The organism is Aquariibacter albus, from assembly GCF_014145335.1.
GTDB lineage: Bacteria > Pseudomonadota > Gammaproteobacteria > Burkholderiales > Burkholderiaceae_C > Aquariibacter > Aquariibacter albus.
Genome location: NZ_JACIVI010000001.1, coordinates 1081142 through 1104195 on the forward strand (window position 1 = coordinate 1081142; position 23054 = coordinate 1104195).

The following is a 23054-nucleotide window of genomic DNA, read 5'->3' on the forward strand; positions in this document are numbered from 1 at the left end:
GACGGGGACAGGAAGGGGGCGGCCGGCCGCGAGGCCTCAGCCGCCCGGATGGAAGGGTTTGCCGAGGGAGGCCGGCATGTGGGTGCGGATCCACAGCGGATTGCGCGAGATCAGTGCCAGCACGATCACCGTGGCCAGGTACGGCAGCATGGCCAGCAGCTGGCTGGAGATTTCCACGCCCGCCCCCTGCAGCGCGAACTGCAGCATGGTCACGCCGCCGAACAGGTAGGCGCCCAGCAGCACCCGCGTCGGCCGCCAGGTGGCAAAGGGCGTCAGCGCCAGGGCGATCCAGCCGCGGCCCGAGACCAGGCCCTCGACCCACAGCGGCGCGTAGACCACCGACAGATAGGCCCCGGCCAGGCCGCACAGCGCCCCGCCCAGGATGACCGCCGCCGCCCGCAACGCGCGCACCGGATAGCCCAGGGCATGCGCGGCCTCGGGCGATTCGCCCAGCGCGCGCAGCACCAGGCCGGCGCGACTGTGGTCCAGCGCCCAGGCCAGGCCCAGGCCCAGCAGCAGGGTCAGCGGCACCAGCGGATGCTGGGCGAACAGGACCGGGCCGACCAGCGGCAGCTCGCCGAGCCATGGCAGTGCGAACACCGCCTGCTCCGGCAGCTTCTGGCCGACCATGGACACGCCCACGAAGGCCGAGAAGCCGGCGCCGAACAGGCTGAGCGCCAGGCCGGTGGCGTACTGGTTGGTGTTCAGGCCGATGACCAGCAGCGCAAACAGGGCCGCCATCAGCGCACCCGCTGCAGCGCCGGCCGCGAAGGCCAGCCCCTGGCCGCCGCCGGCCAGGGCCACGGCGAAGCCAGCCACCGCGGCCACCAGCATCGTGCCTTCGGTGCCGAGGTTGAGCACGCCCGCCTTCTCGCCGATCAAGAGGCCCAGGCCGGCCAGCGCCAGCGGTGTGCCGGAGGCCAGGGTGGCGGCCAGGAGCAGGGCCAGCTCGTTCATGCAGCTTCTCCGGAAGCCGGGGCCGCGGCGGGCGCCGGGGATGAGGGGGCCGTCGGCCGCGAGGCGGTTCGCCGCACCCAGCGCAGGCGCTGCTGCACGAAGGTGTCGCAGGCCAGCAGCAGCACCAGCAGCAGGCCCTGGAAGACACCGGTCAGCGCATTCGGTAGGCCCAGGCGGGACTGGGCCAGCTCGCCGCCGATGGTCAGCATCGAGAGCAGCACGCCGGCCAGGCCGATGCCCAGCGGATGCAGGCGGCCGACGAAGCAGACGATGATGGCCGTGAAGCCGTAGCCGGTCGAGACATGCGGGGTCAGCTGCCGCAGCGGGCCGGCCAGCTCCAGCGCACCGGCCAGGCCGGCCAGGCCACCCGAGAGCAGCAGTGCCGTCCACAGCGCGCCGCGGCTGGAGAAGCCGGCATAGCGCGCCGCCGCCGGCGCCAGGCCGCCGACCTGCAGCTGGTAGCCGCGCCAGGAGCGGAACAGGAAGAGCCAGGCCAGGCCGATCAGCAGCGGCGCCAGCAGGAAGCCGACATGCAGGCGCGTGCCGGGGATCAGCCGCGGCAGGGCGTAGGCGGCATCGAAGCTCGGCGTCTGCGGGAAGTTGAAGCCCGCCGGATCCTTCCACGGCCCGAAGACCAGGTGGTTCAGCAACTGCTGGGCCACATAGACCAGCATCAGGCTGACCAGGATCTCGCTGGCGTGGAAACGGTCGCGCAGCAGCGCCGTCAGCCCCGCCCAGGCCATGCCGCCAGCCACGCCGGCCAGCAGCAGCAGGGGGGCCCGCAGGCCGGCCGGCGTGCCCTCGGGTGCGGGGCCGAGGGCCAGGGCCAGGCCGCCCGCCGCGATCACACCGAGCAGGAACTGCCCTTCCGCGCCGATGTTCCAGACATTCGCGCGGTAGCAGACGGCCAGACCCAGGGCGCACAGGATCAGCGGCGTGGCCTTGAGCAGCACCTCCGACACGCCGCGCAGGCCGTTGAGCGGCTCGACGAAGAAGACGGCCAGGCCGCGCACCGGGTCCTTCCCGAGCATCAGGAACAGCAGCGCGGCGATCAGCGCGGTCAGCGCCAGCGCGATCAGCGGCGAGGCCAGGGCCAGGGCGCGCGCCGGCCGGGCGCGGGGCTCAAGCCGCAGCATGCTGCGCCTCCGGGGCCTGCGGCCACAGGCCGCTCATCCAGCTGCCCAGGCGTTCGACGCTGGCCTCGGCCACGGGCATGGCCGGGCTGAGCCGGCCCTGGGCCATCACGACCAGGCGGTCGCTGAGGGCAAGCAGTTCGTCGAGCTCCTCGCTGACCAGCAGCAGCGCGCAGCCGGCTTCGCGCAGGGCCAGCAAGGCCGCGCGGATCTGTGCGGCGGCGCCGACATCGACGCCCCAGGTCGGCTGGGCGACGACCAGCAGGGCCGGCTGGGCGTCGACCTCGCGGCCGACGATGAACTTCTGCAGATTGCCGCCCGAGAGGCTGCGCGCGGCCGCCATCGGCCCGCCCGCCTTCACGCCGTAGCGCGCGATCAGCGCCGCGGCCTGCGCGCGCAGCGGGCCGCGGCGCAGCCAGCCGCCGCGGCCGCGGGCCTCGTCGCGGGTCAGCAGGGTGTTGTCGGCCAGGGACAGGCTGGGCACGGCGCCGCGGCCCAGGCGCTCTTCGGGCACGAAGCGCAGGCCCAGGGCACGGCGCGGACGGGGGCCTCTGCGGCCGATGTCCTGGCCGAAGAGGCGGAGGCTGCCGGGCGCGGCGCGGGTGTCCTCGCCCGAGAGCGCGGCCAGCAGCTCCTGCTGGCCGTTGCCCGAGACGCCGGCCACGCCGAGGATCTCGCCGCGCCGCAGCGTGAAGCTCACGTCGTGCAGCTCGGTGCCGAAGGGGCTGCGCCGCGGCAGCGAGAGGCTGCGGACGTCCAGCGCAAGCTCGCCCGGCTGGCCCGAGCGGGCCGCCAGGGCGGGCGGCTCGCTGCCGATCATGAGGCGCGACAAGGCGGCGGCATCGACGGTGCGCGGGTCGACCGTGCCGGTCACGCGGCCGCCGCGCAGCACCGTGCAGTGGTGGCAGAGCGCGCGGATCTCGTCGAGCTTGTGGCTGATGTAGAGGATGGAGCAGCCCTCCGCCGCCAGGCGGCGCAGGGTGACGAAAAGCTTCTCGACGGCCTGCGGCGTGAGCACCGAGGTCGGCTCGTCGAGGATGAGCAGCTGCGGCCGCGTCATCAGCGCGCGGACGATCTCGACCCGCTGCCGCTCGCCCACCGACAGGGCGTGCACCGGGCGGTCCGGCTCCAGTTCGAGGCCGTAGCTGGCCGAGACCTCGGCGATGCGATCGCGCACGCCATCCAGGCGACCAGCGCGGTCCAGGCCCAGCCACACGTTCTCGGCGACGGTCAGGGTCTCGAACAGGCTGAAGTGCTGGTAGACCATGCTGATGCCGAGCGCACGGGCCTCGGCCGGGCTGCGCAGCTGCACCGGGCGGCCGTTCCAGCGCAGGCTGCCGGTGTCGGGCTGCACGGCACCGTAGATGATCTTCATCAGCGTGGACTTGCCCGCCCCGTTCTCGCCGAGCACGGCGTGGATCTGGCCGGGGGCCACCTGCAGGTGCACACCGTCGTTGGCGCGCACCGCGGGGTACTGCTTGCTGATGTCGGCGAGTTCGAGTCGGAGCATGCGGACCTCCGGCCCCGCCACGGGGCCGTCGGAGCGAGCCGGACGCAAGTCGCGCGCCCGGCCGCGGGAGCCTCAGAAGTGGTACTCGACCCGGACCATCGGCGTGCGCGCCGTGGCGCCCGAACCGGCCGGGCCCTTGGTGTCGTTGCCGAACTTGTTGCGCCAGTACTCGTAGGCGACGCCAGCCTTGAAGGTCCCCTTGGGGCCGCCCAGCAGCGCGCCGACATCGGCCATCAGCTTCATGTCGACATGGGTCTCGGGCTTGGTGTCCCCGCCGAACTCGTCCTTGCCCTTGTTGCCGATGTAGAGGCCGTAGCCCTGGAAGGCCAGCAGCGGGAAGCCCGGCACGGCCAGGCTCCATTCGGCGGCCAGGGCCGGATGGGTGTCGTAGGTGTAGCGCGACACGCCGTTGGGCGCATTGCTTTCCTGAAGGGCCAGGAGCGACAGGTTGAGGAAGCCCGGCACATCGAACATCACCGTCGGGCCCAGCACGAACATGCGCTTGCGCGAGCTGTAGGCATCGTTCTTGGTGTTCAGGTCGAAGCCTGCCGTGAGGCCGAAGCCGCGCGCCGGACCCCAGGCCAGCGAGGTGCCGGTGACCTTGCCCAGGTCGAGCAGGTGGCGGTAGACGACATAGACCTCCTGCGCGCCGGAACGGCCACCCACGGCCGGATCGCTGCTGTCGGAGATCAGCACATCGGCATTGAAGAAGTTCACACCGTACTTGTAGCCGCTGGCATGGGTCAGGGCGATGATGGTCTTGCCGATGTCGTTCGGGCCGAAGGGCTCGGCGAAGCGTTCGCCGTAGCGCACGCTCAGGGCGGTATCGCTCCAGTCGGCGGCGGAGACGGGGGCGGCGAGGCTGAGCGCGGCCAGGGCCAGCGCGAGCGCGGTCTTGCGGGTGGTGTGCATCGGGGTCCCGAGGGCGGTGGTTGGAAGACGGGGCGCGGCCATCCGCGAGGGCGGGGGCTTGCCGGCAAATTCGCAACATCCGTACCACCGCAACCGTCTCTGGCATGCCGTGCGGAACACATCGCATGCACCTTTTGTATACAAACTTCCGCACCAAGCTTGGCCCGAACGCCTCCCGCGCGCACCGCCGCGGGCACCGCCCCGAAAAGCTGACAAAGCCTTGACGGGCGCGGCAGGTCGGCCTGCTCGACCGGATGCGCGCCGTGGCTCAGCCGCCGAGCCCGGCCGCCGCGGACCCGCCATGGCGGCGCACGCCGGCCACCCAGGTCTCGACGAGGTTGCGTTCGTCGCCCAGGGTCATCCAGGCGAAGAGGCGCTCGTGCAGCGCGGCCTGCGGGCTGTGCTGCGGCCCGGTGGGGCGCGCGCAGGCGATGGCATCGCGGTGCGCCGCGACCGGGCCGCAGGCCCAGTCCCACACCGCCAGGTCGGCCAGGCAGCCGGGGCTGAAGTGGCCGATCTCGCCGGCCAGGCCCAGGGCCTCGGCACCGCCCAGGGTGGCGGTGTGCAGGGCCTTCCAGGCCGACAGCCGCGTGCCGCGCAGGGCCTGGATCTTGTACGCATCGCCCATCGTGCGCAGCATCGACAGGCTGGTGCCCCCGCCGACGTCGCTGGCCATGCTGACCCGGTAGCCGGCCTCGGTGGCGCCGGCCCAGTCGAACAGGCCGCTGCCGAGGAAGAGGTTGCTCGACGGCGAATGCGCGATCTGCGCGCCGGTGTCGGCCAGCAGCGCGCGGTCCTCGGCGTCCAGCCAGATGCCGTGGGCCAGCACCGCGCGCGGGTGCAGCAGGCCGTGGCGGTGGTAGATGTCGAGGTAGCTTCGCGCCTCGGGAAAGAGCTCGCCGACCCAGCGGACCTCCTCGGTGTTCTCGGCCACATGGGTCTGCATGTAGAGCGTGGGCTCCTCCGCGCAGAGGCGGCCGGCCATGGCCAGTTGCGCACGGCTGCTGGTGGCGGCAAAGCGCACCGTCACCGCATAGGCCAGGCGGCCGTGACCGTGCCAGCGCCGGATCAGCGCGCGGCAGTCGCGCTCGGCCTGCTCGACGTCGTCGCGCAGACCATCGGGGGCATGGGTGTCCATCAGCACCTTGCCGGCGATCAGCCGCATGCCGCGCGCGGCCGCCTCGGCCATCAGGGTGTCGACCGAGACGGCATGCACGGTCGGGAACACGACGGCCGCGGTCGTGCCGTGGGCCAGCAGCGCGTCCAGGAAGCGCACCGCGCCCTCGGCCGCGACGGCCGGGTCGGCGTAGCGGCGTTCGGCCGGGAAGGTGTAGGTCTCCAGCCAGTCGAGCAGGGCCAGGCCGTGGCTGGCGATCACGTCGAGCTGCGGCGCGTGCACATGGGTGTCGATGAAGCCGGGCGTGAGCAGGCGGCCGGGGTGGCGGACCGGCTGCCAGTCGGGCCCGGGCGCCTCGGCCTGCACGGCGACGATGCGGCCGTCCTCGACCAGCAGCCAGTGCTCGGGGCGGTGGCGCACCCCCGGGGCCAGGCCGGGCGCCGCAAAGCCAGGGTCGGCGGTGAAGTCGAGCAGGTCGCCGAAGAAGGCCAGGCGCGGCATGGGGAACTCCAGAAGCAGGGCCGGGCGTCAGCCGGAGCTGGGGGCGCCGGTGGACGCGGGCCCAGGGGGGCTGGCATCGTATTCGCATGCAGAAGGGCATACGCTGCATGCGCAAGCCCTCGCATGCAGCCTGCATGCCATGCCGCGCGACGGCTCCGTCCTGGCCGTCGCCCCCATCCTGCCGCCCGCCCTGCCCGCCCCTGCCCCGCATGTCCACGCCAGCCCCCGAGCCGAACGCCGGCTGCTCCGCGCCTCCCGAACGCCCGGTGCGCTTTGTGCACCGCGGCCGGGTGGTCGAGGTCCATGGCCCGCAGGCCTGCCGCAGCGTGCTGAACTGGCTGCGCGAGGACGCGCAGTGCCCCGGCACCAAGGAAGGCTGCAACGAAGGCGACTGCGGGGCCTGCACCGTGCTGATCGCCGAGCCCGCGGACGAGCGCCCCAGCGCCGGGCCCGACGATCCGGTGGTCGAGGGCCTGCGGCTGCGCACGGTCAACAGCTGCATCCAGTTCCTGCCAACGCTGCACGGCAAGGCCCTGATCACGGTGGAGGACCTGGCCGGTTTCGATCCGCCGCCCGGCCCGGGGCCCCACCTGCATCCGGTGCAGCAGGCGCTGGTCGATCATCACGGCTCGCAGTGCGGCTTCTGCACGCCGGGCTTCGCGGTCTCGCTGCTCGCCTGCTACGAGGGCCACCAGGCCGCCGGCTGCCGCCCCAGCCGCGAGGACCTGGCCGATGCCCTGGCCGGCAATCTGTGCCGCTGCACCGGCTACCGGCCGATCGTTGATGCCGGCCTCGCCGCCTTCGACGCCGCCCCGCGTCGCCTGCCGGCGGCCGCGCTGCGTGCGCAGCTGGAGGCCCTGGCCGCCAGCGAGGCGCCGGGCCCGGTGCTGCATGCCGGCGGCTTCCATGCGCCGCGCAGTCTGGACGAGCTGGCCGCGCTGCGCCTGGCCCGGCCGCAGGCCACGCTGCTGGCCGGCAGCACCGACATCGGCCTGTGGGTCAGCAAGCAGTTCCGCGCGCTCGGCGACATCCTCTACCTCGGCGCCGTGCCCGAGCTGAAGCGCCTGGCCTGGGAAGGCGACACCCTGGTGATCGGTGCGGGCGTGTCGCTGGAAGAGGCCTGGCGCGCCCTGGCTGCGCTGGACCCGGCGCTGCGCGAGATGGGCCGGCGTTTCGCCGCCCCGCCGGTGCGGCATGCCGGCACCCTGGGCGGCAATGTCGCCAACGGCTCGCCGATCGGCGACGGCCCGCCGGTGCTGATGGCCCTGGACGCGCAGCTGCGGCTGCGCCGCGGCACGCGGCTGCGCACCGTGCCGCTGGACGACTTCTACCTGGACTACATGAAGAACCGCCTGGAAGCGGGCGAGTTCCTGGAAGCCATCGAGGTGCCGCGCCCCGCGTCCGGCACCGTGCTGCGGGGCGAGAAGCTGTCCAAGCGCCACGACTGCGACATCTCGGCCGTCTCGGCCGGCTTCGCGCTGCGGCTCGACGCCGCAGGCCAGGTGGCCGCCGTGCGCCTGGCCTTCGGCGGCCTGGCCGCCACCGTGCGGCGCGCTTCGCAGGCCGAGGCCGCGATCCAGGGTCAGCCCTGGACCGAGGCCACGCTGCGCGCCGCCCAGGCCGCGCTCGCACGGGACGTGCAGCCGCTCAGCGACCTGCGCGCCTCGGCCGCCTACCGGCTGCGTGGCGCGCAGGCCCTGCTTGAACGCCTGTGGCTCGAAACCCGGCTTGTCGATCCGCTGCCGCCGGCCGCACTGCGCCTGCGCCCGGCGCCCGTCTGAGGACGTCCGCATGAACGCCCCTGCCCTGCCCGACGCCGTCCTGGCCGCCAAGCCCGAAGTCGGCCGCAGCCGACCCCATGAGTCCGCGGCCCTGCATGTGGCCGGCGCCGCCCCCTACATCGACGACCTGCCCGAGCTCGCCGGCACCCTGCATGCCGCGCTGGGCCTGTCGCCGATCGCGCATGGCCGCCTGCTCGCCATCGACCGTGCCGCCCTGCAGGCCCTGCCGGGGGTGGTGGAGGTGCTGAGCGCCGCCGACTTGCCCGGGGCCAACCAGTGCGGGCCCATCGTGCACGATGAGCCCATCCTCGCGACCGACACGGTGCACTACCTGGGCCAGCCGGTCTTCGCGGTGATCGCCCGCACGCGCGAGGCCGCCCGCCGCGCCGCCGCCCAGGCCGCCAAGGTGCTGCAGCTGGAGCCGCTGCCGGCGGTGCTCAAGGCGCGCGAGGCCCATGCCCAGGGCCTGCATGTCATCCCCTCGATGACGCTGCAGCGCGAGTCGGCGCCGGGGGCGCTGGACGCCGCCCTGGCGGCCGCGCCGCATCGCCTGGCCGGCCAGTTCCAGCTCGGCGGCCAGGAGCAGTTCTACCTGGAGGGCCAGATCAGCTACGCCTGCCCGACCGAGAACCGCGGCCTGCGCGTGCACTGCTCGACCCAGCATCCGAGCGAGATGCAGCACACCATCGCCCATGCCCTGGGCTGGCAGGCCCACCAGGTGCAGGTGGAATGCCGGCGCATGGGCGGCGGCTTCGGCGGCAAGGAATCGCAGTCGGCCGTGTTCGCCTGCGTGGCCGCGGTGGCCGCGGTCCGTCTGGGCCGGCCGGTCAAGCTGCGGGTCGATCGCGACGACGACTTCATGATCACCGGTCGCCGGCACGGCTTCGACTTCGACTACGCGGTCGGCCACGACGCCGAGGGCCGCGTGCTGGCGGCGGAAGTCACCATGATCTCCAACGCCGGCTGGAGCGCCGACCTCTCCGGTCCCGTCATGACCCGCGCGCTCTGCCACTTCGACAATGCCTACTGGCTGCCCGAGGTACGCATGCACGGCCACAGCGCGCGGACGAACACGCAGAGCAACACCGCCTTCCGCGGCTTCGGCGGCCCGCAGGGGGCGCTGGCCATCGAAGTCATCCTCGACAGCATCGCGCGTCGGCTCGGCCGGGATCCGCTGGAGGTGCGGCGTGCCAACTTCTACGGCCTCGGCGAGCGCAACCTCACCCCCTACGGCCAGACGGTCGAGGACAACGTGATCGCCGCCCTGGTCGACCAGCTCGTGGCCGACAGCGACTACCTGGCCCGCCGCGCCGCCGTCGCCGACTTCAACGCCGGCAGCCCGGTGCTGAAGAAGGGCCTGGCGCTGACGCCGGTGAAGTTCGGGATCTCCTTCAATGTCAAGCAGTTCAACCAGGCCGGCGCGCTGGTTCACCTCTACACCGACGGTTCGGTGCTGGTGAACCATGGCGGCACCGAGATGGGCCAGGGCCTGAACACCAAGGTTGCCCAGGTGGTGGCCGAGGAGCTCGGCATTGCCTTCGAGCGGGTGCGCGTCACGGCTACCGACACGCAGAAGGTGGCCAACACCTCGGCGACCGCCGCGTCCACCGGCAGCGACCTGAATGGCAAGGCGGCGCAGGATGCGGCGCGGCAGCTGCGCGAGCGCCTGGTGCCGATCGCCGCCGCGCAGCTCGCCGTCGATCCCGCCGCGCTGCGCTTCGTCGCCGACGCGGTCCACGGCGGGGGCCGCAGCCTGCCCTTCCCCGCCCTGGTCAAGGCGGCCTACCTGGAACGCGTGCAGCTCTGGAGCGACGGCCACTACGCCACCCCCGGCCTGCACTGGAATCGCGAGACCCTGCAGGGCCGGTCCTTCTACTACTACGCCTACGGTGCAGCCGTCAGCGAGGTGCTGGTCGACACCCTGAGCGGCGAACACCGCCTGCTGCGCGCCGACCTGCTGCACGACGTCGGCCGCTCGCTGAACCCGGCCCTGGACATCGGCCAGATCGAAGGCGCATATGTGCAGGGCTATGGCTGGCTCAGCAGCGAGGAACTGGTCTGGCACCCGCAGACCGGCAAGCTGCTCACCCACGCGCCGAGCACCTACAAGATCCCCACGGCCACGGACGTCCCGCCGGTCTTCCGCACCCGCCTGTTCGAGAACGCCAACGTGGAGGACAGCATCCACCGCAGCAAGGCCGTCGGCGAGCCCCCGCTGCTGCTGCCCTTCTCCGCCTTCCTGGCGATCCGCGATGCGGTCTCCGCCGTCGGCGGCCATCGCATCGACCCGCCGCTGCGCGCACCGGCCACGCCGGAGGCGGTGCTGGACGCGATCGATGCGGTGCGCGCGGCCGCCGCCCGCCCGGCATGAACCTGCGCGACACCGCCGCCGCCTGGTGGGCAGCCGGCCGTCCGACCTGCATCGTCGAGCTTCAGGCCGTGCGCGGCTCCACCCCGCGGGAGGCCGGTGCCCGCATGCTGGTGGCCGCCGAGGACGCCTGCGGCAGCATCGGCGGCGGCCACCTCGAATGGCTTGCGCTGCGCGAGGCCCGCAACGCCCTGGCCCCGGGCGCCCCGCTTCCCCAGCCTCAGGTGCTGAGCCTGGGCCCCAGCCTGGGCCAGTGCTGCGGCGGCGAAGTCACGCTGGCCTGGCGGCGGCTGGACGCCCGGGCCCTGGCCGACTGGCCCGAGCCGCCGCTGCGCCTGGCCCTGCACCTGTTCGGCGCCGGCCACGTGGCCCGGGCGCTGGTGCGGCTGCTGGCGCCGCTGGAGGGGCTGCGCATCGTCTGGATCGATGAGCGCGAGGAGGAGTTCGCGCACTTCATGCAGGGCGGCACGGCTTGGCCGGCCCCGCTCGAGATCCGCTGCGTCGATGCGGTGGAGGCCGAGGTCGCGACCCTGCCGGCTGGCGGGGCCGCCCTGGTCATGACCCATGAGCATGCGCTCGATGAACGGCTGGTGGAGGCCCTGCTGCGCCGCGAGGATCTGGGCTGGCTGGGCCTGATCGGCTCGGCCAGCAAGCGGGCCCGCTTTGGCAGCCGGCTGCGCGCACGCGGCCTGGCCGAGGCCCGCTTCGAGCGCCTGCACTGCCCGGTCGGCGTGCCGGGCCTGCTGGGCAAGGCCCCCGAGGAGATCGCCATTGCCATCGCTGCGCAGCTGCTGCGCGCGCACCCGCCCCGCGGCGGCGCAGGCTGAAGCCGGGGCCGCTCAGCCGGCATCGAGCTGGCGGGCCAGGCGGTTGTGGGTCTCGACCAGGCGCGGCAGGCTCAGGGTCTGCAGCTCGCCGTCGCGGACGACGAAGCGACCGTTGACCACGGTATGCCGCGTGCGCGGGGGCTGGCACAGCAGCAGCGCCGCCAGCGGATCGTGCTGGGCGCCGGCCTGGGCGACATCGTCGAGCGCGAAGATGGCCAGGTCGGCCGACATGCCGGGGGCGATCGCACCGAGGTCGTCGCGCCCCAGCACGGCGGCCCCGCCGCGGGTGGCCAGGTCCAGCGCGCCGCGGACGCCGAGGGCGGCGGGCCCTTCCACCGGCCCGTGCGCGACCCGCTGCAGCAGCAGGGCCATGCGCGCCTCGGCCAGCAGATGGCTGCCATCGTTGGAGGCGGAGCCGTCGACGCCCAGGCCGACCGGCACGCCGGCCGCCCGCATCGCACGAATCGGCGCGATGCCCGAGGCCAGCCGCATGTTCGAGCAGGGACAGTGCGCGACCCCGGTGCCGGTGCGGGCGAACAGGCCGATGCCCGGGGCATCGAGCTTCACGCAGTGGGCATGCCAGACATCGCGGCCGGTCCAGCCCAGCGATTCGGCGTACTCGGCCGGCGTCATGCCGAAGCGCTCGCGGGAGTAGGCGATGTCCTTGTCGTTCTCGGCCAGATGCGTGTGCAGCGAAACGCCGTGGCCGGCACCGAAGCTGCGCGCGAGCCGGGCCGATTCCCGCATCAGCGCGGGGCTGACCGAGAAGGGCGAACAGGGCGCGACCACGATGCGCCGCATGGCGTGGCGGGCAGGGTCGTGCCAGCGCTCGATCAGGCGCTGGGTGTCCTTGAGGATCGCGGCCTCGCTCTCGACCAGGGCATCGGGCGGCAGGCCGCCCGCGCTTTCGCCCACGCTCATGGCACCGCGGGCCGCATGGAAGCGCATGCCGATCTGCTCGGCCGCCTCCAGGCTGTCTTCAAGCGTCGCGCCGTTCGGATAGAGGTAGAGGTGGTCGCTGCTGGTGGTGCAGCCCGAGAGCAGCAGCTCGGCCATCGCCGTCTGGGTGGAGACGCGGATCATCTCCGGCGTCATCCGACCCCAGATCGGATAGAGCGTGCGCAGCCAGTCGAAGAGCTCGCAGTCCTGGGCCCGTGCACGGGTCAGGGTCTGGTACATGTGGTGGTGGGTGTTGACCAGGCCGGGCAGCACGATCAGGCCGCGCGCATCCAGCACCTCGTCGGCGCTGGCGGGCAGCTCGGCACTCGGGCCGACGGCCTCGATCACCTGGTCGCGGATGAACACCGCGCCGTCCTCGATCTCTCGTCGGGCATCGTCCTGGGTGACGAGCAGGCGGGCGTGATGGATCAGCAGCGTGGGCATGGGTTCAGGCACTTCGGATGGCGGTGGCCGCCGCGGGGCATTCCCCCGGAGTGCAGCAAGGCGCAGGCCACCCGCGCCCTGTTCCGAGGCGGATTGCGCACCTGATTGCATGCACTTTTCCGAGGCGGCACATCCCTTGCACTCCGGGGTGCCGGACTGCAAAGCGCAGCATCAACCGGAGGACCCATTCATGATCAAGACATCCCTGAAACCCTGCGCCGCGGCCCTGGCTCTCAGCCTGCCGGCGCTGGCGGTTCAGGCCCAGTCAAGCGTGCAGCTCTACGGCATGATCGACATCGGCCTCGGCAGCTTCCAGCGGCCCGAGGAACAGGTGGTCGGCGGCGGCATCATCAACGACTGGAAACGCACGGCCAAGCTGGACCGCAACAACGAGCAGACCAGCTACTGGGGCCTGCGCGGCAAGGAGGTCCTCAGCGAGGACCTCAGCGCCGTCTTCCTGCTCGAATCCTTCTTCCGCCCGGACACCGGCGAGCTCGGCCGCTTCAACAGCGACCAGATGTTCACCCGCGAGGCCTATGCCGGCCTGGCCAGCAAGCAGTTCGGCGAGCTGCGCCTGGGCCGCCACACGACGCATCTGTTCACGACCAGCTTTCTCTACAACCCCTTCGGCTCGGGCTTCGGCTGGTCGCCGACGATCCGCCACATCTTCAGCGGCAACGAAGGCAAGGTGCGCGGCGATTCGGGCTGGAGCAATTCGATCCACTACCTGTCGCCGAAGATCGCCGGCTTCAACCTGAGCGTGATGGCCGCCGCGGGCGAGAAGGACACCGGCAACGGCGGCCTGGGCGTGGTCGAGGCCCAGAGCTTCATGCTCAGCTACAACGCAGGCGCCTTCAGCACCACGCTGACGATGCAGGACGTGAAGGTCGGGGCCGCCTCCACCCAGGGCCGGAGCCAGGTCACCGGCATGCTCGCGGCCAGCTACGACTTCGGCCTGCTGAAGCTTTCCGCCCAATACACCGAGATCGCCGACAAGCCCACCGGCTTCGAGGACCGGATCGTCCAGGTCGGCGTGGCCGTGCCGCTGGGCCGGGGCAAGGTGCTGGCCAGCTACGGGCAGGACGACACCGACTCGACCGACGACACCACGCTCAAGACCTTGAGCCTGGGCTACAACCTGCCGCTGTCCAAGCGCACCGACATCACCGTGGTCGCGATGCGCGAAACGCAGGAAGAGGGCGTGGCGCTGGCGCCGAATGCGAACAGCCTGCGCAACTACGGCCGCTTCATCAGCGGCAACAGCTACGGCTTCGGCCTGCGCCACCGCTTCTGAGCCTTGTGGGATCGGACCGGCCGTGCGGGGCCGGTCCGTGCATTCGGGTGTTTCATGCGTTCGGGCGGTCCTTGCGGGCCGCCCTTTTTTTCGGCCTGCGACGAGGGTTCAGGGGCCCGGGAATCCGGCGGACGCCCAGCGGTCGATCAGCAGGCGCTCGCCCTCGCTCAGGCCGGTCGCGTTGTTGAGCGGCATGGCGCGCAGCAGCACGACCTGCTGGTGGATGGCCTGGGCCTGGTCGCGGATGCGCTGGGGCTCATGCAGCTGCACCCCCTTGCTCGCAAGCTGGGCGTTGTGGCAAGGCACGCAGCGCTGCGTGACGACGGCCTGCACCTGGGCAAAGCCGGCCGGGGTGGGCACGCTGCCCGCCGGCGCGGCAGGCGGCGGTTCGGGCCGGGCGAGCATGGCCACCCCTCCCAGCAGCAGCACGGCCGCCGCGGCAATCTCCCAGCGGGGCGGGGCCTTGTGGCGCAGCACGAAGAACATCCGGATCAGCGCGCCGGCCAGCATCAGCAGCACCAGGAGCAGCGCGCGCTGGGGGTGCTGCGTCAGCATCGGGTAGTGGTTGGACAGCATGGCCACCAGCACCGGCAGCGTGAAGTAGGTGTTGTGCACGCTGCGCTGCTTGCCGCGTCGCCCGTGCTGGGGGTCGACCGGCTGGCCGGCGCGCAGGGCGGCCACCACCTTGCGCTGGCCGGGGATGATGACCATGAGCACGTTCGCGCTCATGACGGTGGCCAGCATGGCGCCGGTCAGCAGGAAGGCCGCCCGGCCGGCGAAGAGCTGGCAGGCGATCCAGGCGGCGGTGCAGGTGTAGGCGAAGACCAGCAGGCCGACCTTCAGGTCGCTCCCCACCGAACCGTCGGGCCGGCGGCCGACGATGCGGCAGATCAGGTCATAGACGACCCAGCCCAGCACCAGGTAGGCGACCGAACCCGCGATCGCGGCCGAGGGGCTCCAGTCGAAGACCCGGGGATCGACCAGGAAGCTCGCGGCATTGACGAAGTACAGCACGCACAGCAGCGCGAAGCCCGAGAGCCAGGTCGCATAGCTTTCCCAGAAGGACCAGTGCAGCTTGTCCGGCAGGTTCGGCGGCGCGACCAGGTATTTGTTCGAGTGGTAGAAGCCGCCGCCGTGCACGGCCCAGGCCTCGCCGTCGACCCCCTTCTTCAGCAAATCGGGGTCGCCGGGCTTGTAGAGGCTGTTGTCGAGCAGCACGAAGTGCAGCGAGGCACCGATCCACGCGATGGCCGTCAGCACATGCAGCCAGCGCAGCAGCAGATTGGCCCAGTCGAGCAGGTAGACATCCATGGCGCGCTTGGAAGGGGAGGATCGAAGGGCGGGGCAGCCTGCGGCGGGCTGCGACCGGAGGGCGCAGGCTCAGCTGCCGCGGTAGGTTGAGTAGGCCCAGGGGCTGACCAGCAGCGGCACGTGGTAGTGCGCCTGCGGATCGGCCAGGCCGAAGTCGAGCGGCACCGCATCGAGGAAGGGCGGCTCGGGCAGCTCGACCCCGCGGGCGCGAAAGTAGTCGGCCACCGAGAAGACCAGGCGATAGGCCCCCGGCTGCAGCGCATCGTCCTGCAGCAGCGGACCCTCGGCCCGGCCGTCGTCGTTGAGCTGCAGGCGGACGAGGCAGACCGGACCCTCGGGCCCGAGCCGCCACAGGGCCACGGCCATGCCCGCCGCGGGGCAGCCGTTCATCGTGTCGAGCACGTGGGTGGTGAGTCGTCCCATGGTTCCTGAAGTGTATGCAGTTGGGCATGCATGCCGCGCTGCGCATGCCCATTGCATACTTCGCGCCATGCCTCGTTCCGCCCCCAAACTGAACGCCATCCGCCCCAGCGCTGTGCGCGGCCGCACCACGGCTGCCAGCGCCTCGGCCCCCGACCTCGACACGACCCGGCGCATCGCCGAGTCGATCACCTCGGCCATCGTCGAACGCCGGCTGATGCCCGGCACCAAGCTGGCTGAACAGAAGATCGCCGACATCTTCAAGGTGTCGCGCACGCTGGTTCGGCAGGCGCTGAACCAGCTCAGCCGCGACCGCCTGGTGCGGCTGGAGCCCGCCCGCGGCGCCTTCGTCGCCGAGCCCAGCGTCGAGGAAGCCCAGCAGGTCTTCGAAGTGCGCAAGATGCTGGAATCGGTGATGGTGCAGCAGCTCTGCCGCAGCATCACGCCCAGTCAGGTCCAGACCCTGCGCCAGCATCTGGCCGCGGAGGGCGAGGCCATCGCCCGCACCGACGTGCCCGGCCGCACGCGCCTGCTGGCCGACTTCCACGTGCTGCTTGCGCGCATGCTGCACAACGCGGTGCTGGCCGAGATGCTGGGCGACCTGCTCTCGCGCTCCTCGCTGATCTCGCTGATGTACCAGTCCTCGCACTCGGCCGAGCATTCGCACGAGGAGCATGTGGCCATCGTCGACGCGCTGGAGCAACGCGACGCCAAGGCGGCCGTCAAGCTGCTGTCGGGCCACCTCGGCAATGTGGAACGCAACCTGCGTCTCTTCCCGCGGGTGCAGGACCTGCAGTCGGCCCTGAGCCCCGACGCCCCCGCCCCGGTGGGGCGTCGCCGCAAAGCCTCGCCCTGAGCCCCCTGCCTTGTCCGAAGCCCCCTACCCCCGCGACCTGCGTGGCCACGGCCGCGACGTGCCCCACGCCCGCTGGCCGGGCGGCGCGCGCATCGCGCTGCAGTTCGTCCTGAACTACGAGGAGGGCGGCGAGAACTGCGTGCTGCACGGCGACCCCGCCTCCGAGGTCTTCCTGTCGGAGATCGTCGGCGCCCAGGCCTTCCCGGACCGCCATCTGTCGATGGAGTCGATGTACGAGTACGGCTCGCGCGTCGGCGTCTGGCGCATCCTGCGGGCCTTCGAAGCCCGCGGCCTGCCGCTGACCGTGTTCGGGGTCGGCATGGCGCTGGCGCGCTACCCCGAGCTCGCGCAGCACTTCCTCGCGCGCGGCGACGAGATCGCCTGCCACGGCCTGCGCTGGATCCACTACCAGCAGATGCCCGAGGCCGAGGAGCGGGCCCACCTGATCGAGGCCACCGCCCAGCTGCGCGCACTCAGCGGCGGCCAGTGGCCGCTGGGCTGGTACACCGGCCGCGACAGCCCGAACACCCGCCGCCTGCTGGTCGACGAGGGCAGCTACCTCTACGACAGCGACTACTACGGCGACGACCTGCCCTTCTGGACCCGCGTGCGCCGCAGCGACGGCCAGGTCCGGCCGCACCTGATCGTGCCCTACACGCTGGACTGCAATGACATGCGCTTCGTGCAGGCCCAGGGCTTCAACACCGGCGAGCACTTCTTCAGCTACCTGCGCGACAGCTTCGACGCGCTCTATGCCGAAGGCGATCCCGCCGGCCTGGACCGCCCCAAGATGATGTCGATCGGCATGCACTGCCGCCTGCTCGGCAAGCCCGGGCGGATCGGCGCCTTGGCGCGCTTCCTCGACCACGCGCTGGCGCACGAGGGGGTCTGGGTGGCCCGGCGCATCGACATCGCGCGGCACTGGATCGCCACCCACCCCTGGACGGAGAGCGCCTGATGGCCGAGCCCCCGAGCCCCCGCACCCTGGCCTGGCTGAATGCCGCCGGCCCCGAGGACGCCGCCCGGGGCCTGGACGGCCTCTACGAGCATTCGCCATGGATCGTCGAGGCGGCCGTGCGTGCGCGGCCGGCCGCGGGCTGGCGCAGCCTGGCCGGCTTCAAGCACACGCTGGTGCGCACCGTCGACGAGGCGCCGCGCGCAGCCCAGCTCGCGCTGATCCGCGCCCACCCCGAGCTGGCCGGCAAGGCCGCGCTGGCCGGCGAGCTGACGGCCGAGTCCACCGGCGAGCAGGCCCGTGCCGGCCTGGACCAGTGCAGCCCGGCGGAGTTCGCCGCCGTGCAAAGCCTCAACGCGGCCTACAACGCACGTTTCGGCTGGCCCTTCATCCTGGCCGTGCGCGGCCCGCGCGGCCTCGGCCTGCCGCGCCAGGAGATCCTGGCCACGCTCGAGCGCCGGCTGGCGGCCCAGCCCGCGCAGGAACTGGCCGAGTGCCTGCGCAACATCCACCGCATCGCCGAGATCCGGCTCAACGACAAGTTCGGCGTGCAGCCCCGGCTCGGCGAAGCGGCCTGGGACGCCTGCGAGGCCCTGGCCGCCTACAGCGACACGCCCTGGGCCGAGCGCGGCGAGCTGACCGCCACCTACCTGAGCCCGGCCCACCGCGCCTGCGCGAAGGCGCTGCAGGCGCAGATGCAAGCCGCCGGCTGCGATGAGGTCGGCCTTGATGCCGTCGGCAACGTCGTCGGCCTGTGGCGCGGCAGCCAGCCGGGTGCGCCGCGCCTGCTGAGCGGCAGCCACTACGACACCGTGCGCAACGCCGGCAAGTACGACGGCCGGCTCGGCATCGTGGTGCCCATGGTCGCCCTGGCCGCGCTGCGCCGCCAGGGCCGGCGCCTGCCCTTCGACGTGGAAGTGATCGGCTTCGCCGAGGAGGAGGGGCAGCGCTACCGGGCGACCTTCCTCGGCTCCGGTGCACTCGTCGGCGCCTTCGATCCCGCCTGGCTGGACCAGACCGATGCCGAGGGCGTGACGATGCGCGAGGCCATGCAGGCCGCCGGCCTGCCCGGCACCCTGGAATCCATTGCCGCGCTGCGACGCGATCCGGCGCACTACATGGGCTTCGTCGAGGTCCACATCGAACAGGGCCCGGTGCTCCATGGCCTGGGTCTGCCGCTGGGCGTGGTGCGCTCGATCAACGGCAGCGTGCGCGCGGTCGTCGAGCTGCAGGGCGTGGCCAGCCACGCCGGCACCACGCCGATGGGCAGCCGCCACGATGCCGCCGCCGCCGCCGCCGAGCTGCTGCTGGCCCTGGAGCAGCGCGCGGCGGCCGTACCCGACCTGGTCGGCACCGTCGGCCAGCTGGAGGTGCCGGGCGGCTCGGTCAATGTCGTGCCGGGCCGCTGCCGCTTCACGCTCGACATCCGCGCCACCACCGATGCGGTGCGCGATGCCTGCTACGACGACACCCTGGCCACGCTGGCCGCGGTGTGCGAACGACGCGGCCTGGGTCACCGCGTGACCCCCTCGCTGCGCGCGCCGGCCGCCCCCTGCGACCCGGTCTGGCAGGCCCGCTGGGCAAAGGCCGTCGAGGCCCTGGGCCTGCCGGTGCACACCCTGCCCAGCGGCGCCGGCCATGACGCGATGAAGCTGCACGAGGCCCTGCCGCAGGCCATGCTCTTCGTGCGCGGCCAGAACGGCGGCATCAGCCACAACCCGCTGGAATCGACCACGGCCGACGACATGCAGCTCGCCGTCGAGGCCTTCCTGAACCTGCTTGAACAGCTCGCCCCGGAGGAGACCCGATGAGCGCCGCAGACACCGCCCTCGACGCCTGGATCGACGCCCATTTCGACGAGCAGGTCCGTCTGCTGCAGGCCCTGGTCCGGGTGCCGACCGACACCCCGCCCGGCGACAACGCGCCGCATGCCGAGCGCACGGCCGAGCTGCTGGCCGGCTTCGGCTTCGTCGCCGAGAAGGACGAGGTGCCCGAGGCCGAGGTGCGTGCCCAGGGCCTGCAGTCCCTGACCAACCTGATCGTGCGCCGCCCCTACGCCCCGGGCGGGCCGGTGATCGCGCTCAATGCCCACGGCGATGTGGTGCCGCCCGGCGAAGGCTGGACGCACGACCCCTATGGCGGCGAGATCGTCGACGGCAGGCTCTACGGCCGCGCCGCGGCCGTCAGCAAGTGCGACTTCACCACCTACATCCAGGCCGTGCGGGCCCTTGAAGCCCTGGGCCGGCCGCTCAAGGGCGGGGTCGAGCTGCACTTCACCTACGACGAGGAGTTCGGCGGCGAGCTCGGCCCGGCCCGTCTGCTCGGCCGCGGCCTGACCCGGCCCGACCTCTTGATCGCCGCCGGCTTCAGCTACCAGATCGTCACCGCGCACAACGGCTGCCTGCAGATGGAAGTGACCGTGCAGGGCCGCATGGCCCATGCCGCGATCCCGCACACCGGCATCGATGCGCTGCAGGGCGCGGTCGCCATCCTGAATGCGCTGTACGCGCAGAACGCGCAGTACAAGGGCCTCTGCTCGCAGGTGCCCGGCATCACCCACCCCTACCTGAACGTCGGCCTGATCCAGGGCGGCACCAACACCAATGTGGTGCCCGGCAAGGTCAGCTTCAAGCTCGACCGCCGCATGATTCCCGAGGAAGACCCGGTGGCGGTGGAGGCCGACATCCGCCGCGTGATCGCCGAGGCCGCCGCCACGGTGCCCGGCCTGCAGGTCGAGATCCGCCGCATGCTGATGTGCCATGCGCTCAAGCCGCTGCCCGGCAACAAGCCGCTGGTCGATGCACTTCAGGCGCATGCCGAGGCCATCTTCGGCGAACCCATCCCGGTGATGGGCACGCCGCTGTATACGGACGTACGCCTTTATTGTGAGCAGGGCATCCCTGCGGTGATCTACGGGGCCGGCCCGCGCACCGTGCTGGAGAGCCAGGCGAAGCGGGCCGACGAGCACATCGTGCTCGAAGACCTGCGCCGTGCGACGAAGGTCGTCGCACGAACTTTGTATGCACTTTTGGGCTGAACGCGCACGGTCCTTGCTCCACCGGCCGCATCCCCCCGATGCGGAGCGTTCCCGATGCGAGCCCTGAAACGACACAGCCTTCGACGCCTGGCCTGCCTGGCCGCCACCCTGCTGATCGGCACGCCAGCCCTGGCCCAGACCACCCCGGTCCGCTTCCAGCTGGACTGGCGTTTCGAAGGCCCCTCGGCCTTCTTCCTGCTGCCTGCGGCCAAGGGCTATTTCACGGCCGAGAAACTTGAGGTCAGCATCGACGCCGGCAACGGCTCCGGCGCCACCGTGACGCGGGTGGCCTCGGGCACCTACGACATGGGTCTGGCCGACCTGGCCGCACTGATGGAGTTCCACGCCAACAACCCCGGCGCGCCGAACAAGCCGGTGGCGGTGATGATGGTCTACAACAACACGCCGGCCGCGGTGCTGGCGCTGAAGAAGAGCGGCATCAAGGGCCCGAAGGACCTGGCCGGCAAGAAGCTCGGCGCCCCGGTCTTCGACGCCGGCCGCAAGGCCTGGCCGATCTTCGACAAGGCCAATGGCATCGGCAAGGTCGAGTGGGTCGGCATGGATCCGAGCCTGCGCGAGACCATGCTGGCCCGCGGCGACCTCGATGCCATCACGGGCTTCTACTTCACCAGCCTGCTGAACCTGGAGGCCCGCGGCGTGAAGCCGGAGGACGTGGTCGTGCTGCCCTACCCGGCGCACGGCGTGCGCCTGTACGGCAACGCCATCATCGTCGGCCAGGACTTCCTCAAGAAGAACCCCGAGGCGGTGAAGGCCTTCCTGCGCGCCTTCACCCAGGGCGCGAAGGAGGTGATGGCCGACCCCAAGGCCGCCACCGCCTTCGTGAAGGAGCGCGACGGCATCGTCAACGCCAGCCTGGAAGAGCGCCGCCTGCGCCTGGCCATCGACAGCTCGGTGGCCACGCCCGATGCGCGCGCCGACGGCTTCGGCGCGGTGTCCGCCCCGCGCCTGGCACTGATGGCCAGCCAGGTGGCCGACGCCTACGCGACCAAGAGCCGCGTCGATCCCAATGCGGTCTGGAGCGAGGCCTACCTGCCGGCCGCCGCAGCTCGCAACATCCTGCCGGCGGCCAAGAAATGAACGCAAGCGCCGACCCCTTCGTCGAGTTCAGCAAGGTCTGGCTGGCCTACAACGACGAACTGCTGGCCAAGGGCCAGTTCGCGGTGGAGGCCATCGACCTGTCCGTGCGGCGGGGCGAGTTCATCGCCATCGTCGGCCCCTCGGGCTGCGGCAAGTCCACCTTCATGAAGCTGGCCACCGGCCTGCGCCGCCCCAGCCGCGGCAGCGTGACCATCGACGGCCAGGCCGTCACCGGCCCGCTGAAGATCACCGGCATGGCCTTCCAGGCGCCAAGCCTGCTGCCCTGGCGGACCACGGTGGAGAACGTGCTGCTGCCGCTGGAGATCGTCGAACCGCACCGCAGCCAGTTCAAGGCCCGCCGCGCCGAGTTCGAGGCCCGCGCCCGCAAGCTGCTGCAGACCGTCGGCCTGGGCGGCTACGAGGACAAGTTTCCCTGGCAGCTTTCCGGCGGCATGCAGCAGCGCGCCAGCATCTGCCGCGCGCTGATCCACGAACCGAAGATGCTGCTGCTCGACGAACCCTTCGGCGCGCTCGATGCCTTCACCCGCGAGGAGCTTTGGAACACGCTGCGCGACCTGTGGACGGTGCAGCAGTTCAACGTCATCCTCGTCACCCACGACCTGCGCGAGGCCGTCTACCTGGCCGACACCGTCTACGTGATGAGCCGCAGCCCGGGCCGCATCCTGGCCCGGCGGGTGATCGACCTGCCGCGCCCGCGTGATCTGGAGATCACCTACACCCCGACCTTCAGCGAGCTCGTGCACGAGCTGCGCGAGCACATCGGCGCGCTGCGCAAACCCGTGGGCGGTGTGAAGGAGGTGCTGGCATGAAGCCCAGGACCCTCGAACGCTGGGCTCCCTGGGGCCTGCTGCTCGCCGTGATCCTGCTGTGGGAGCTGATCTGCCTGGCCCTGGGCGTCTCGGAGTTCATCTTCCCGCGGCCCAGTCAGATCGCGCAGCAGCTGCTGGAGAACCAGGCCCTGATCGCCCAGCATGCCTGGCGGACCTTCTGGGTCACGATGGTCGGCTTCGCGATCTCCATCGTCGTCGGCGTGCTGCTGGGCTTCCTGATCGGCAGCTCGCGCATGGCCTATGCCGCGGTCTATCCCCTGATGACGGCCTTCAACGCCCTGCCCAAGGCCGCTTTCGTGCCCATCCTGGTGGTCTGGTTCGGCATCGGTGTCGGTCCGGCCGTGCTGACGGCCTTCCTGATCAGCTTCTTCCCGATCATGGTCAACATCGCCACCGGCCTGGCGACGCTGGAACCCGAGCTGGAAGACGTGCTGCGCGTGCTCGGCGCCAAGCGCTGGGACGTGCTGATCAAGGTCGGCCTGCCGCGCTCGATGCCCTACTTCTACGGCTCGCTGAAGGTGGCCATCACCCTGGCCTTCGTCGGCACGACCGTCAGCGAGATGACCGCCGCCAACGAAGGCATCGGCTACCTGCTGATCAGCGCTGGCAGCTCGATGCAGATGGGCCTGGCCTTCGCCGGCCTCGTTGTCATCGGCGCCATGGCCATGGCCATGTACGAGCTCTTTTCGGTCGTCGAGAAGCGCACGACGGCCTGGGCCCACCGGGGCAGCCAGAACCCCTGA

Annotated in this window: 19 protein-coding genes; 11 read left to right on the forward strand and 8 right to left on the reverse strand. The window is 71.8% G+C overall.

Features of this window, described 5'->3' with window-relative positions; translation table 11 throughout:
- Positions 1-36 precede the first annotated feature (36 nt).
- The 5 genes from H4F90_RS04875 to guaD all read right to left on the reverse strand — a co-directional run bounded on the left by H4F90_RS04875 (position 37) and on the right by guaD (position 6130).
- Positions 37-957, reverse strand: a complete 921-nt coding sequence (locus H4F90_RS04875; RefSeq protein WP_182661996.1) for an ABC transporter permease — start codon at positions 955-957, stop codon at positions 37-39.
- Positions 954-2093, reverse strand: coding sequence for an ABC transporter permease (locus H4F90_RS04880; RefSeq protein WP_182661998.1), 1140 nt, complete (start codon positions 2091-2093; stop codon positions 954-956). Before H4F90_RS04880 ends, H4F90_RS04875 begins: the two co-directional genes overlap by 4 nt.
- Positions 2080-3600, reverse strand: a complete 1521-nt coding sequence (locus H4F90_RS04885; RefSeq protein WP_182662000.1) for an ABC transporter ATP-binding protein — start codon at positions 3598-3600, stop codon at positions 2080-2082. Before H4F90_RS04885 ends, H4F90_RS04880 begins: the two co-directional genes overlap by 14 nt.
- Before the next feature lie 72 nt (positions 3601-3672).
- On the reverse strand, positions 3673-4512 hold the full coding sequence (locus tag H4F90_RS04890) for an outer envelope protein (protein WP_182662002.1): 840 nt from the start codon (positions 4510-4512) through the stop codon (positions 3673-3675).
- 268 nt (positions 4513-4780) lie between these two features.
- The gene (gene guaD / locus H4F90_RS04895) at positions 4781-6130 is read right to left on the reverse strand and encodes a guanine deaminase (protein ID WP_182662003.1); all 1350 of its coding nucleotides are present in this window, start codon (positions 6128-6130) and stop codon (positions 4781-4783) included.
- Between the two features lie 209 nt (positions 6131-6339).
- Between guaD and xdhA the strand changes: the two genes are divergently transcribed.
- From xdhA to xdhC, 3 genes are read left to right on the forward strand one after another with little or no spacing between them, the layout of a single operon-like run.
- Entirely contained in the window at positions 6340-7911 is a 1572-nt protein-coding gene (gene xdhA, locus H4F90_RS04900) for a xanthine dehydrogenase small subunit (protein ID WP_182662005.1), read from the forward strand.
- Between the two features lie 10 nt (positions 7912-7921).
- Positions 7922-10282: a xanthine dehydrogenase molybdopterin binding subunit gene (gene xdhB / locus H4F90_RS04905; protein WP_182662007.1), complete on the forward strand. Its 2361-nt coding sequence runs from the start codon at positions 7922-7924 to the stop codon at positions 10280-10282.
- Positions 10279-11106 (forward strand): xanthine dehydrogenase accessory protein XdhC, encoded by an 828-nt coding sequence (gene xdhC / locus H4F90_RS04910; RefSeq protein WP_182662009.1) that lies wholly within the window; start codon positions 10279-10281, stop codon positions 11104-11106. Before xdhB ends, xdhC begins: the two co-directional genes overlap by 4 nt.
- 12 nt (positions 11107-11118) lie before the next feature.
- Here xdhC and H4F90_RS04915 read toward each other — a convergent pair whose 3' ends face one another.
- A complete protein-coding gene (locus H4F90_RS04915; protein ID WP_182662012.1) occupies positions 11119-12489 on the reverse strand; it encodes an 8-oxoguanine deaminase in 1371 nt (456 codons plus the stop codon).
- 190 nt (positions 12490-12679) lie between these two features.
- On the opposite strand from H4F90_RS04915, the gene H4F90_RS04920 reads away from it, so the two are divergent.
- A complete protein-coding gene (locus H4F90_RS04920) occupies positions 12680-13783 on the forward strand; it encodes a porin (RefSeq protein ID WP_182662014.1) in 1104 nt (367 codons plus the stop codon).
- Between the two features lie 108 nt (positions 13784-13891).
- On the opposite strand, the gene H4F90_RS04925 is transcribed toward H4F90_RS04920, so the two are convergent.
- Positions 13892-15094: a urate hydroxylase PuuD gene (locus tag H4F90_RS04925; protein WP_182662016.1), complete on the reverse strand. Its 1203-nt coding sequence runs from the start codon at positions 15092-15094 to the stop codon at positions 13892-13894.
- Between the two features lie 69 nt (positions 15095-15163).
- The gene (uraH, locus tag H4F90_RS04930) at positions 15164-15517 is read right to left on the reverse strand and encodes a hydroxyisourate hydrolase (RefSeq protein WP_182662018.1); all 354 of its coding nucleotides are present in this window, start codon (positions 15515-15517) and stop codon (positions 15164-15166) included.
- A gap of 67 nt (positions 15518-15584) precedes the next feature.
- On the opposite strand from uraH, the gene H4F90_RS04935 reads away from it, so the two are divergent.
- Genes H4F90_RS04935 through H4F90_RS04965 form a run of 7 tightly spaced genes read left to right on the forward strand, consistent with a single transcriptional unit; the run spans position 15585 to position 23054 of the window.
- On the forward strand, positions 15585-16370 hold the full coding sequence (locus tag H4F90_RS04935) for a GntR family transcriptional regulator (protein WP_182662020.1): 786 nt from the start codon (positions 15585-15587) through the stop codon (positions 16368-16370).
- Positions 16371-16380: 10 nt separating this feature from the next.
- Positions 16381-17328, forward strand: coding sequence for an allantoinase PuuE (gene puuE / locus H4F90_RS04940; RefSeq protein ID WP_182662022.1), 948 nt, complete (start codon positions 16381-16383; stop codon positions 17326-17328).
- Positions 17328-19136, forward strand: coding sequence for a 2-oxo-4-hydroxy-4-carboxy-5-ureidoimidazoline decarboxylase (uraD, locus tag H4F90_RS04945; RefSeq protein WP_182662024.1), 1809 nt, complete (start codon positions 17328-17330; stop codon positions 19134-19136). Before puuE ends, uraD begins: the two co-directional genes overlap by 1 nt.
- Positions 19133-20362: a M20/M25/M40 family metallo-hydrolase gene (locus H4F90_RS04950; RefSeq protein WP_182662026.1), complete on the forward strand. Its 1230-nt coding sequence runs from the start codon at positions 19133-19135 to the stop codon at positions 20360-20362. Before uraD ends, H4F90_RS04950 begins: the two co-directional genes overlap by 4 nt.
- Before the next feature lie 54 nt (positions 20363-20416).
- Positions 20417-21460, forward strand: coding sequence for an ABC transporter substrate-binding protein (locus H4F90_RS04955; RefSeq protein WP_182662028.1), 1044 nt, complete (start codon positions 20417-20419; stop codon positions 21458-21460).
- Positions 21457-22290, forward strand: a complete 834-nt coding sequence (locus tag H4F90_RS04960) for an ABC transporter ATP-binding protein (protein ID WP_182662030.1) — start codon at positions 21457-21459, stop codon at positions 22288-22290. The genes H4F90_RS04955 and H4F90_RS04960 overlap by 4 nt, the downstream gene beginning before the upstream one ends.
- The gene (locus H4F90_RS04965) at positions 22287-23054 is read left to right on the forward strand and encodes an ABC transporter permease (RefSeq protein WP_182662033.1); all 768 of its coding nucleotides are present in this window, start codon (positions 22287-22289) and stop codon (positions 23052-23054) included. Before H4F90_RS04960 ends, H4F90_RS04965 begins: the two co-directional genes overlap by 4 nt.